Origin of the sequence: Wolbachia endosymbiont of Nasonia vitripennis (genome assembly GCF_048054115.1) — a bacterium.
GTDB lineage: Bacteria > Pseudomonadota > Alphaproteobacteria > Rickettsiales > Anaplasmataceae > Wolbachia.
The window spans coordinates 44,293-57,414 of sequence record NZ_JAFEVF010000001.1 but is presented as its reverse complement, the minus strand read 5'-3'; the positions used below and the strand labels follow the sequence as shown (position 1 = coordinate 57,414).

Here is a 13,122-nt window from a genome sequence, read left to right as displayed (position 1 = left end):
AAATATGTCTTTAAGTCCAGTTATTTTTAGCATCGGTCCTGTTTCTATATATTGGTACTCTTTAGCATATGTTTTGGGTATAGTTTTTGCATATTGGTATTTACATAAGCTAGACAATCAAAAAATATTTACTAAGAATTTTTACGATTCGTTATTAACAGCCGTTATTATAGGCATTATCCTTGGAGGTAGGCTTGGGTACGTATTGATATATGATCCAGTTCTCTATATAAGCAATCCTATCGAAATACTAAAGACCTGGGAAGGAGGTATGTCATTTCATGGCGGTGCTATAGGAGTTTTGCTTGCAGTAATAATCTCCTGTAGAAGACATAACATTCCTATATTTTACACACTGGATCTAATTTCTTGTGGAGTTCCGATAGGTTTACTTCTAGGCCGCATAGGTAATTTTATAAATGGAGAGTTATTTGGCAGGGTTACAAATATGCCGTGGGGTATGGTATTTCCAGAAAATGGTGATAATTTATTGCGCCATCCAAGCCAACTTTATGAGGCATTTTTTGAAGGAGCGCTACTTTTTGTAGTTGCAAATTCACTGTTTTTCTTGACTAGAGTGAAACTGTATTACGGTGCAACAACTGGTATTGCAGTTATGTGGTATGGAATAGCACGTTTTGTTGTTGAATTTTTCCGCGAGCCAGACTATCAAATTGGCTATTTATGGTTCAATTTAACTATGGGACAATTTCTTTCTATACCTATGATTTTGCTGGGAATGCTTATATATTTAGGTGCGTTGAGCTTAAGATTTAATACGAAATCTGTTCAATAGAGAAAAGGTAAGTTTAATCGAAAAATATAGTGGAAGTTTATTTATTCCATACTATGTACAATTATGTGAATTTTTTGTCTTGCAGAGAATAAATGTAAGACCAGCAAACCTTCGTTGTATAGCTATAAGAAAAACTTAGTAGCTACTGACCAAATTCATTACTAAGTAGATATTCATTTTCCACCAGAATATTCCTGATTGAGAAGCTACTTTATTAAAACATATTTTTAAATTTTTGCCAAAAACCTGGTTGATTATCATTAACCTTTGTGAAGGCTATGTTTAAACTGTATCTCGGATCATTTGGCATATCATATCTAATATTCAGTATTGAAACTTCGTTTTTATTATGAACAGAAACATCGTCATATGATAACTTTGTCGTGTAGCACTTTATATGCTTTTGCTTATCATATACTATATCACCTGATTCCCCTTCTAGTTCTACAAATTTAGTTTTTTTCTGACATTCTTTTATTTTTATTAGATCCTTGTCTAGTGATATTGAAACCGGTAGTGTATTACCAGCATACTCTTTAGCTAAAAGCTCACTTTGAGGATACATTTTTATTTCCCTTCCAAAATGTGAGTCTATAAAATTATTGCTCCAAAATTTGTCTCCAGAATGTACATATTCGTCAGTAGCATACGGTACACCACCATAATTGCATTGAACTTTGTAATCTCCAACACCATTATTTTGAAAAAAATCATGAATGGCAGCGTAACTATCAGCAGCATCATTTATGTAATCCATTACCTACCCCTTAAAACCTTTTAATTTATTATATCACAAGAAATTAAATCTATCAATAAAAAGACTTTTTTTGATATCAAGTATCTAGGGAGCATATTGATAGGATTGTGACATTCGTATTTCCCAATTCTTCACATACTGCTGGACTAATTCAGGATAATTTTCAATAATTAATAAATTTTCAGCGTTTCCCTTTTCAGCTGTCTTACTGAGGTTAAACGATCCTGTGATGACTTTTTGATTATCAACAATTATTACCTTATTATGAGCAATTTTTGGCTTATTATCGATCCAAATCGGTATTCCATTTGAAAACAATTCGCTTATGACACTATATTTTGAATGGAGTTGTGATTTATCTAAGACAACTTTAACATCAACACCACGCTCTTTGGCGTTAATCAAAGATTTTGCAACTGTTCCAAGAGTAAATGTATATTCTTGAACTAAGATAGATTCTTTAGATTGGTCTATCTCGCTGATTATCGGTACAGCACAGTCTTCTTCAGGTGAGAAGCAAACTGTTGCTTTTGGGCAAGGCGAGAATGTAGGACCCACATAGTAATACAGAGAAAAACATGCCGACAAAAATAAAAGATATAAAAGCCTCACAAACCACACCTAAATACACGGCGGTAGTCTACATCATATCTCAATCATCTGTCAACCCATATTCCTTCCACTTCTCTGTAACTTTCTTTATTATTTCCTCGCTCATTTCAATTTTTCTTCCCCATTCTCGTTTGGTTTCAGGTGGAAGTTTGTTTGTTGCATCAAACCCTATTTTACCTCCGAGACCACTTTCAGGAGAAGCGAAGTCTAAATAATCAATTGGAGCATTCTCTATCATGATTGTATCACGTACAGGGTCCATTCTTGTTGAAACTGCCCACATTACTTCCTTCCAATCACGTACATTTATATCATCATCAACAACTATAATAAATTTGGTGTATAAGAACTGTTTGAGAAAAGATAGTGTGCCCATAACAATTCTTTTTGCATGCCCTGGATAAGCCTTTTTTATCGACACTACCGCTATTCTATATGAACAACCTTCTGGGGGCAGATAAAAATCTACTATTTCCGGAAACTGATTGATGAGAATCGGCACAAAGATTTCGTTGAGTGCTTCACCAAGAATTGATGGTTCATCAGGTGGTTTGCCAGTAAAAGTGCTGAGATAAATTGGATCTTTGCGCATTGTAATTGCAGTGATGTTAAACTCAGGAAACTGTTCAACAGCATTATAGTAACCGGTATGGTCTCCATATGGCCCTTCATCTTGGTAATTATCCAAACTTACATATCCTTCCAAAACAATTTCTGCATGAGCTGGAACCTGAAGAGGAATAGTTTTACAATTTACAAGCTCAAGTGTTTTTTTTCGCAGCAGCCCGGCAAATTGGTATTCTGATAAAGTCTCCGGCACCGGAGTTACCGCAGCAATAATCGTTGCAGGATCGCTACCAATCACAGCAGCCGCAGGAAACTTCATATTTTGTCCCCTCTCCTTCCACCGTTTATGGTGACCTGCACCACCACGATGTGCAAGCCAGCGCATGAGAGTCGTTTTTTTATTCACAACCTGCATACGATATATTCCAAGATTGAAATTATCTTGCTTGTCTGCTGTTGGTCCTTTTGTTACCACAAGTGGCCAAGTGATAAGCGGTGCAGGCTCGTTTGGCCAGCATGTCTGAATAGGTAGCAAACTAAGATCCACCTTATCCCCAGTTAGCACCACCTCTTGACATGGGGCTTTGCTCACAACTTTGCTCCGCATCGACAATACAACTTTTAGTAGAGGAAACATTTTCACAGCATCTTTGAAGGTTTTTGGCGGCTCAGGTGATCGCAAAAATGCTAGAAGTTTACCCAGATCCCTTAATTCATCAGAATTTATACCAAGTCCGAATGCAATTCTCTCAATAGTACCAAATAAATTCACTAAAACGGGAATTGAATTTTTGCCATTTTCTGTGACAACATTTTCAAAGATGATAGCTGGTCCCTTGTTTGACAAAACCCTACGATGAATTTCTGTCATTTCAAGAATAGTTGAAACTTCTTTTTTAATTCTAATTAGATCTTTTTTTTCTTCTAATGCTCTGATGAAGTCGCGTAAGTTATTGTACATATTTTAAAAATTTTAAGCCTTTTAAGAAGTGCTTTTCCCAGCACAACTCATTCACTTATTATTATAGAGGCTCTAGAAAAATTATTCTCCAATTCGCTTTTTAAGTTTTTATATTCAGCAGTCTTTAATTCTTCATTGGTAATAAAGCTTTTCTTTATGGTTATTAAATTGCTAAATTCGGTTCCATCATTTTTATATTTACAGAACCTATTTACATATAACCAAGGAGAATCTATTTCAAAATTCAAATTTTCACAGTTTTTAATTTTGATATCTTTTATTATCATATGGCTTTCCTTAGTTTTAGGAACACCAATAAAAAGATCTGACACTTGGTCAGAAGCTGTATTGACAACATCATTAAGCCAATTATCTCCTAAATTCAAAGCAGGTCCTAGATTTGTCTTGAAAATCTTATTTTTTTGCTGGAACTCATATTTAATTGTAAGATCCTCTACATTACGCAAGGTAAGGTCAGGCAATTCTAAGAACTTCTTTTCTTCTTCATCAAGATATACTCCACTAATCATACGAAAAACAGAATCTCTTAATTGCTCATCTGAATAATATAATCCAACACCTGTTAAGCCTAAGGCTGCTTCCCCTTGCACGGTAAGCTGGCCATATTCATTTACAACGTTATCTTCTATAGTTAATTCACTATGGGATATCACTTTTGAATTTTCACCTTGTACAGCAGGAATTTTTATGTAACTAGCTTCCTCAGAATCCAGTACTAGAGCGTTCCTATCAGCAATGTCTGGAAAAATACCCTGTGCCATACTGACAGTGTTAGTTGGATCAATCCAATATATTTTTCCATCTCTATTTATTACTCTGAGCATCACATGATTAAAATTACCCATATTAGGTAATGCTTCAGGATTAGAAGTGCTAGTAGTTCCTCTCATAACTAAAATAGGTTGAACTTTGTAACCAAGTTCTTGTAAAATAGCAGCCGTGCTAGCAGAAAAGTCTTTGCAATCCCCAATTTGAGAATCAGCAATTTTCTCTAAATCTCTCGGGAAATATTTTCCTGAGACTGTGCGCCAATCTCCCATATATTGAACTTTTTCATTCAATAAAGAAGTGACTGCATTAATTTTCTCCTCATCAGTATTTTTATTGGCAGCAGATTCTGCTATAGCTATAAAAGTTGCAGGAAGTGGCTGATTAATGACGCTATGATATCCAGGAGCTAATTTTTCAGCTAAATCATCCCATTTAGATAGGCTCGACAATGATACCCAAGTGTTGTGTTTTGTATTCAATATTCCATTATGTGGCTCATTTATTGTGTTTTCATAAACTGCTCTCTTTAAAGCAATGCTTATAGAATGTACATCATCCTTTTTTTCCTCAGCAATCTCTAATACGCTTCTTGGATCATTAACTTTAATCTCTAGAGGCAATTCAGAATTGATTTTAGTATTTTCTGCTTGTAAATAAGCCCCATAATACGAAAAGCTCAAGCCATAAAAATTATCAACGGGAACCTTTTTGTTAACTTGCTTATATCTTAAATATACTTCCGTACCAATTTCTATTTTAGGGAATGAGATGGTTACTTGCCTTAACTGATCGAAACCTTTGCTAGGGCTAGCCAGCGGTTTATCCTCCATCATGTCTTCAGTTACTATATATTCTTCTCCGTTGTAAGTTGTTTTAGCCTCTAAAACAGTAAAATCTGCACTATCATCATTGTAAACAAGACTGTATAGAGAGAATCTATCACGCCCAGACTCCTTGAGTATTTTTGCTTGAAGCTCTACTTCCGTTTCGTAGGTACCATCTCTATTAACATTAATGTTAACATTAGAAAACTTAACCTCGACAGAAGCATCTTCGTACTTACTCCACCTTGCTTCAGCTGTCGAAGCTACAAAAAATGCTAACATTGCTAAGTTAAAGACAGCTTTTAAAAACCTCATTTTTTACTTACATTTATTGAAAAATCATTCTATTATATCCGAACAACACTATCGGAAATGTAAGACTTAGTGTGTTCATATTACTTAGCAACGCGCTTACCGATATTATATGCAGCGATTACAAGATAATCAACTTTTTTGCTTACAATTTGCTAGAAATAGCGGTAAAGACTATCTAAATCTTTATAAATGCCTTACTCTGCAAAATTTTTCATCACCAAATCTTATGATGAACTTTACAAAAACATCTTAAATTTCATTTTATAAAGTTTGCATTTCTTGATAAAAATGTTTTAACATTGAGCATTTCTTTAATATTTGTATTCTTTAAGTAAGTGTATGTCTAAAATACCATTTTTATTGATTTTTATACTTGCAGTAGCAAGTTTACCAGTAATAAACAATTGGCTTTCACACCGCAGTCAGAACTTAAATGATGATTATATAGGTGAGAGATTGGATAATTACATCAGTAAAAATTTTGATAGAGTTCTAAAAGCTCTCCAGGAAGAGTCAGCTAAAAATAGTTATGCTAATGCAACCAAAAATAAAATTTCTCAGCATAAAAATGAAATATTCGACTCCACTTATCCTTACTCAGGAAATGAAAATAGCAATATCATAGCTGTAGGTTTTTTTGACTATTCTTGTGGATATTGCAAAGCTATAAAGAACGATGTAAAACAATTGATCAATGATGGCAAAATTAAGTATATCTTTAGGGATGCTCCAATACTTGGCAACAATTCTTTAAAGGCAGCAAAAGGTGCTTTAGCAACTTATTTTATCGATAAAGAAAAGTACTTAGATTTTCACTACGCTGCACTAAATCACAGAGGAGAATTTTCAGACGAAATTATATTAGGTATAGTAAAAAATATAGGGATTAACGAGGAAGATTTTAATAACTCTATGAAAAATAATGCAGACAAAATTGAGCACATGATAAACAATAGTAAACTTTTAGTAAGGGAGTTGGGAGTAGGCGGTACACCTTTTTTGATAATAGGAGATAGTCTTTTTGTAGGAAAAACTGATTTGAATATATTACGCAAAAAAGTGAATGAGTTAAAAGATTAATAAATTTCCTGCTTGACAGCACAAGAAAGTTTAAGTATAGTTAAGATATAGTAAGTAACAATATGTATAGGCTACATATTAGTTCAAGAAAAGTAGGTGATGTTTGCTTGCAACACAGCACGACCTTAAGTAATTAGCCTTCCTAGGCTGATTAATATATTAAAATACAATCATTATTTTGGAGTTATAACATGAAAAATTTCAACAGAAAACCAATTGCTCTTTTTCGGCAAATCAAAGGAAAGAAAAAATCGAATAAATTATTGCATAATTTAAAAAGCACTTATCCTAGAGAGCTAAAAATAGGAGCTGCTATAAAGACAGGGGATTGCTTTTTTGACTCTGTGGCTCAAGGATTGAACGAGTTAAATATAAAACCAGATCATTATTTTACTGCAAAATCATTAAGAAAAGACTGCGCAGATTATGTTGAGCAACATGGTAAACAAGATAGTTGGGCCTATAAAGCAGTAATAAAAGACGCTGCTATTGGTGGCTACTTTGTTGCGCTAGAAGGTCCATATGGTCCTATACAAGATCCAAAAACTAAAATAAATATGATAGATGAGAAAAAGACTTTTCATGAGTACTTAAAAAATATTAAGAATATGGCCACAGGAACTGGTTCTGCACCTATATGGGGTCGTCCAAACATTGAAGGTAGAATGATATGCGACAAGTACAAAGTGGAACTTTATATTTATTCAATAGAGGAAGGTAGTCAAAAAGTTACGGTAACTAAAATTACAGCACATGATGATGATCCAGCAGTTTTTATACAAGATATAGATCTCAATCAACTAGAGATAGATAGTAGCAAAAAAACTGTAGGAGTAGTGAATTACATGAGGCATTTTGTGCCACTTCTTAGCAAAATCCCTTCTGATATAACAGAAAATCAATCAGTTTCTAATGAAGAAATCTTTGGTGAGGTTACAGAAGCTTCTGCTTCTGAGCAACCAGTACGACAAAAAAGCAGCACTAGTGAGCCGATTTTTTCGAATAAAAGCACTCCTATTTCTAATCAATCAGAGCAGAAACCACTAAAAGAAAGAGCTGCTGATAGAAGTATTGATGAAAGGAATTCACAAAATCATGAAGCAATGTTAGAAAAAACACACAATAAAACTTGTGAAAATACAGCAAAGATCTTGAGTGAAACTTCTAAGGATATGAAAAAAAATTCCAGTGAAGAAATTCTTGAAATAGGTAAAAGGGTTCCTTCCTCTAATCAATCAGAGCAAGAAGAACAATATAATATCAGAACTAGCAAAGCAGCAATTGCGCAAGATCATAAAGAACAAAAAACACAAAAAGAGAGAATTGATACCAGCGCTAGTGAGCCAATTCATACAGATACAGTAATTACTATTTCTCATCAACAAGGGCAAGAAACACAACAAGAGGCAATAGAAAAGAAATTAATCAATAGTTACAGAAGAGAAGCTATTTATAGCATAGCTGCTGTAATAACAGCTATAGCATTCACAGCATCTGCTATAGCTACTGTTTTTACTCAACCAATTCCTTTAGCATCTCTTGCTGGAGTTGCTTTAGTTGTTTCGTGTGTTTGTGTATATCAGTTAATGCAAAGTCATAACGACATTCATGAACTCAAAAGTGAGCCAAAGGAAAATATTGCCCACACTTTTCTAGAAGAAACGGGATTTAAAATTTATAGCCTGATTGATAAAGCAGCTTCAAAAATTTAAGATCTTTCCTACTTCATCTATATCAACTCAACTTTATTTTTACAGGAGGACATATGTCATTTACAGAAATTAGATTTCCAGAAAATATATCTTATGGCTCTACTGGAGGACCGGAATTTTCGACTGACGTTGTAACAACTCATAATGGTTGTGAGCAGCGCAATATTAATTGGTCTCGTGCACGTGCCAGGTATAACATAGCTTATGGAGTTAGGTCAAACGAGCAGCTAACAGAACTCATAACATTTTTTCAGGCACGAAAAGGTAAAGCAATAGGGTTTCGTTTTAAGGATTGGTCAGACTTTACAGTTATCAATCAAGAAATTGGCATAGGAGACGATAAAAAAACGATCTTTCAACTGATGAAAACTTACATAAGTGGAAAAGACAAGCATACACGAACTATTAAAAAGCCAGTGCATGATACAATAAAAATTTACCTAGATGGTGAAAAGACAGAAAAATATTCAGTGAATTATTCAACTGGAGAAATAGCATTTATGAAACCACCAGCAAAAGGTACAATAATCACCGCAAGCTTCGAATTTGATGTACCAGTACGATTTGATACAGATTACCTAAACGCTTCTATTGATAACTATGGCAGCAATAGCTGGAACAATATTCCCTTGGTGGAAGTGAAATAAAGTTAAAGTATGCTCCATAAAAGTTAAGCGATACTGAGGCTCATATTTAAATGAGCCTCAGTATATTTTAAAGCCTATCGTCCATTACAATGTTCCACACTCGAAATTTGAGGAAATTCTAAAGTAGTGCTTTCTTTTTCCTGTAAAATAGAAAGTTTTAACAACTCCTTTATAGCTATTTTTGCAAGTGTTTTATCATCTTTATTTAAGATTTTATCTAGCATGTTTTTTTTCTGTAAGCGACTAACATAATTTCTAGCTTCCTCATTCAGACCTTGTATTTTGTTAATACAAGACAATACTAAATCCGAATTCTTCATTGCTAAAATCCCATCGAGGAAAATATCTAATTTTGTTTTATCTTTAGTTAAGTCTTTAACTAATTTATTTATGATATCATCATTGTCAAACAAAATGTACTCTAGATACGAGGCAGACTCAATAAGTATAAAGTCTTCTAAAGGTAATGGTTCTAAATCGTCTTCAACATAAGTCAATATGCTAAACTCAGTAATACATCCCTCTTTTCTCACAATACAGCACTTGGGAAGACCACGATACATTGATAGCAAAGAAAAGAGACGTATTATACTTGTACCTCTATCTTTCATTTTCTCGAGAAGCTTTTTATCATTTATTAGTTTATGCAAAATGTAATCCGTAGCAAGACCTGGTTTGCGAAAATGAAACATATTATTTTCTGCAAAAATAGCCTCAGCTAATTCTATAGACTTTTTATCCTCATCTATAAAAGCCTTCTCGCTTCTATTTAATTGTATGATTTCAGCCTTGCTATTGCTGCGTAGCTTAGTTTGCCCTATTAACCTCTCAAATGCTTCTGTATTCATATATATCTTAAAATAGTTAAGATTAATATTAATTATATTAACTATTTTAAGAAAAATAAATGAAAATCTTAATAAAGATTAAGCTTTTATTAAAAAAGTAAAGTCTTTTTATATTTGTATGAGTATATAAAAGGTTTGATTGTTGTAAGTTATCTAAGTGCTAGAGTCTAATTAATAAGTCTGCTTGAAGCCGCTCAGTGTTTGTACAGTTGTGCCTGCGCAACTTGCTTCAAAATTTCTGCTTGTTGTTGAGCATGGACATTAGCATAACCACATGCAGGAGATGCAGCAGCAGGTCTTGCAATGCACTTAGGTCTTTTTACTTGAGCATTGAGGCCAGACAATACCTCTTCTATCAATGGGTTGACAAAGAACCATCCTCCCATATTTTTTGGTTCCTCTTGACACCATATAATTTCAGCGTTCTTATATTTTTCGAGTTCATTGTTTAGTTTATCGGCCGGGAATGGATAAAATTGTTCTAAACGCACTACTGCTATATCGTTTATTTTTTGTGCTTCAAGCATTTCAATTATGTCGTAATAAACTTTACCACTACATATTACAACTTTACGTATTTTATCACTTGCAACTAAACCTGTTCTACACTCTGGAATTACCGTAAGAAATTTTCCTTCAAAGTCAGAAAGGTTAGAAACTGCGCTTTTATGACGCAATAGTGATTTAGGTGTAAACACCACTAAAGGCTTACGAAAATCTCGATTAATTTGTCGGCGTAAAGCATGAAAATAATTCGCAGGAGTAGAGCAATTAACCACCTGCATATTATCCTCTGCACAGAGCTGCAAAAACCTCTCTATACGAGCAGAACTATGCTCAGGCCCCTGCCCTTCATAACCATGAGGCAAAAGTAGAACTAGACCACTTGACCGCAACCACTTTGTTTCTGCAGATGAGATAAATTGGTCGATCATAATTTGCGCGCCATTTGCAAAATCACCGAACTGCCCTTCCCAGAGCACAAGTGAATATGGAGAGTCAAGGCTATATCCATATTCAAAACCCATCACAGCATACTCAGATAGTGCGCTATCTATAACTTCAAAGCGAGCTTGCTCTTTACTTATATTGTTCAGTGGAATAAACGTTTCTTCTGTTACTTGATCAACAAGTCTTGAATGACGGTGCGAGAAGGTGCCGCGACCAGAATCTTGTCCTGACAAGCGCACTCCTATTCCTTCTTTAAGCAATGACGCGAATGCAAGACTTTCAGCAGTTGCCCAGTCTATGTTGCTACCGGAATTTATACTGTCTATTCTGCCATCAAGTATTCTTCTGACTTTATTATTGAGATTAAAACTACTTGGAATATTGCTATTTATGTGCACACCTAATTTTTTTAGCTCATCTGGTGAAACACCAGAGTCCGTATAATATTCACTCAAATCGTTCAACTTTGCTCTCCTGAGTTTTAACCACACTCCATCAAACCAGTCAGCTTTCTTCGGAGTATAAGTCGTTGACTCAGTAAGGCTTTTATCCAATCTTGTTCTAAATTCGCTGCGTAATTTACTTACTTCATCGCTACCTAGCACTTTCTCTGCAGTTAGCTTCTCTTCGTACAGCGTGCCTGGAGTTTTATGCTTTGATATTGCTTTATACATAAGTGGCTGAGTAAAATTTGGTTCATCGCCTTCATTATGGCCATATTTGCGGTAGCATATTATGTCAATCACCACATCCTTTTTAAATTTCTGCACATACTCCATTCCCAAATTCGCGGCAAAACTCACGGCTTCTGGATTATCTCCATTAACATGAAATATTGGAGCTTCTATTGATTTTGCTACATCAGTACAATAAAAAGAAGAGCGTGCACAACTAGGATTTGCAGTAAAACCAACTTGGTTATTAATGACAATATGGACGATACCACCTACTGTATAACCTTCAATGTTGCTCAAAGTCAGGGTTTCGGCAACCACTCCCTGCCCGATGAAAGCTGCATCACCATGAATTGACACTCCAAGCACAGATCTTATATTTTGCTTCGCTCTTACTCTTCCAGCTAGAACTGGATTTACCGCCTCAAGGTGAGATGGGTTAGGACATAAACTTAAGTGTATTTTTTTACCACCAGCAAGTGCTCGATCAGAAGAGTAACCAAGGTGATATTTGACATCACCAGATACCTCAAGACCACTTGGGTATGCAAGATTGCCTTGAAATTCAGACAGCATTGCCGCATATTCTTTCCCCATAACTTTGGTTAGAACATTAAGCCGTCCTCGGTGGGCCATACCAAGAACTATTTCTTCAATACCAAAAGCTGCAGAATCACTAATAACTCTTTCAATTGCAACAATGGCTGACTCCCCACCTTCGATAGAAAAACGCTTATATCCAGGAAATTTCATATGGAGAAATTGCTCGAACATCTCAGATTCAATCAAGTGCCTTAGTATTTCTTTTTTATCCTGAGGGCTTAGCGTATAGACCTGATTTTCAATTTTCTCCTGCAGCCACACTCTTTCCTCATAAGAGGAAATATGCATAAATTCAAACCCGATGTTCTTGCAGTAAATATCTCTATATATTTTAGCATCATGCGCTGGAGAGATATTCAAATATTTCTGATAATCTATTTCTTTATTTACATGCGGTGATAATGGATTTAAGTCCGCAAAAAAATGACCGTAAGATCTGAAGAAATTTGCTAAGCTAGAAATTGAATCATCCGACTTGACTGCGTGCTGTGCATTGCAGGCTTCCGTTTTATTCATTTCTAAATTGCTTGAAAAAATCCTATTCCAATCCTCCCCGATTGATTTATCGCCCTGCAGATAACGGCTATACATTTCTTCTACAAATTCTGCATTATCACCATAAAGGCAGCTTAGACTTAGCATAATCACTACAAAAGATATCAAATACTTATAAGTATAACTTAAGTTTTTTAAAAAAGAACTCCTTTAGTTTCTAATTATTAAGTTATACAAACACTGTAATCCGAGTTTTCCAGAAAGGGTGTCATTCTAGACTGACATCTAATCTTTCCATAAATGCTGTATTTCAACATAAAACAACTATACTCATCAACTTGTGCCCAATCATAATTCCTAGATTCCAGTGTTAGCTACTTGTTTTTTGGATTTCTATACTATTGCTGATTGAAGATTATTGAAATTTTTTGCACATTAAGGAACGCAAGCGTTTATGAGTCAGAGGATAAGTCATATAACATTTACTC

10 protein-coding genes are annotated in these 13,122 nt (G+C 34.7%); 4 read left to right on the top strand and 6 right to left on the bottom strand.

All coding sequences use genetic code 11. From position 1 onward, the window contains the following. Window positions 1–4: 4 nt before the first annotated feature. Window positions 5–796 (top strand): prolipoprotein diacylglyceryl transferase, encoded by a 792-nt coding sequence (gene lgt, locus JR053_RS00255; RefSeq protein ID WP_010402205.1) that lies wholly within the window; start codon window positions 5–7, stop codon window positions 794–796. 214 nt (window positions 797–1,010) lie between these two features. On the opposite strand, the gene JR053_RS00250 is transcribed toward lgt, so the two are convergent. The 4 genes from JR053_RS00250 to JR053_RS00235 form a co-directional block, all read right to left on the bottom strand. Further along, entirely contained in the window at window positions 1,011–1,553 is a 543-nt protein-coding gene (locus JR053_RS00250; RefSeq protein WP_010402210.1) for a hypothetical protein, read from the bottom strand. 84 nt (window positions 1,554–1,637) lie between these two features. After that, window positions 1,638–2,165 (bottom strand): phospholipase D family nuclease, encoded by a 528-nt coding sequence (locus JR053_RS00245; protein WP_007301949.1) that lies wholly within the window; start codon window positions 2,163–2,165, stop codon window positions 1,638–1,640. A gap of 40 nt (window positions 2,166–2,205) precedes the next feature. Then, entirely contained in the window at window positions 2,206–3,693 is a 1,488-nt protein-coding gene (locus JR053_RS00240) for a UbiD family decarboxylase (RefSeq protein ID WP_010402211.1), read from the bottom strand. 47 nt (window positions 3,694–3,740) lie between these two features. Next, entirely contained in the window at window positions 3,741–5,624 is a 1,884-nt protein-coding gene (locus tag JR053_RS00235) for a DUF3857 domain-containing protein (RefSeq protein WP_416603187.1), read from the bottom strand. 339 nt (window positions 5,625–5,963) lie between these two features. Here JR053_RS00235 and JR053_RS00230 point away from each other — a divergent pair, with 339 nt between their 5' ends. The 3 genes from JR053_RS00230 to JR053_RS00220 all read left to right on the top strand — a co-directional run bounded on the left by JR053_RS00230 (window position 5,964) and on the right by JR053_RS00220 (window position 9,063). Next, complete coding sequence (locus JR053_RS00230) at window positions 5,964–6,704, top strand: DsbA family protein (protein WP_139686366.1); 741 nt, start codon at window positions 5,964–5,966, stop codon at window positions 6,702–6,704. A 191-nt stretch (window positions 6,705–6,895) separates the two neighbouring features. Further along, window positions 6,896–8,416 carry an OTU domain-containing protein gene (locus JR053_RS00225; RefSeq protein ID WP_416603184.1) on the top strand — a complete coding sequence of 507 codons (1,521 nt, stop codon included), beginning with the start codon at window positions 6,896–6,898 and terminating at the stop codon, window positions 8,414–8,416. A 53-nt stretch (window positions 8,417–8,469) separates the two neighbouring features. Further along, window positions 8,470–9,063: a TIGR02217 family protein gene (locus tag JR053_RS00220; RefSeq protein WP_010405410.1), complete on the top strand. Its 594-nt coding sequence runs from the start codon at window positions 8,470–8,472 to the stop codon at window positions 9,061–9,063. Window positions 9,064–9,137: 74 nt separating this feature from the next. Here JR053_RS00220 and JR053_RS00215 read toward each other — a convergent pair whose 3' ends face one another. Together JR053_RS00215 and JR053_RS00210 are read right to left on the bottom strand one after the other, a co-directional pair. Continuing rightward, a complete protein-coding gene (locus tag JR053_RS00215; RefSeq protein WP_416603181.1) occupies window positions 9,138–9,911 on the bottom strand; it encodes a hypothetical protein in 774 nt (257 codons plus the stop codon). A 194-nt stretch (window positions 9,912–10,105) separates the two neighbouring features. Next, window positions 10,106–12,781, bottom strand: a complete 2,676-nt coding sequence (locus tag JR053_RS00210; RefSeq protein WP_010402242.1) for a 2-oxoglutarate dehydrogenase E1 component — start codon at window positions 12,779–12,781, stop codon at window positions 10,106–10,108. Between the last annotated feature and the right edge of the window lie 341 nt (window positions 12,782–13,122).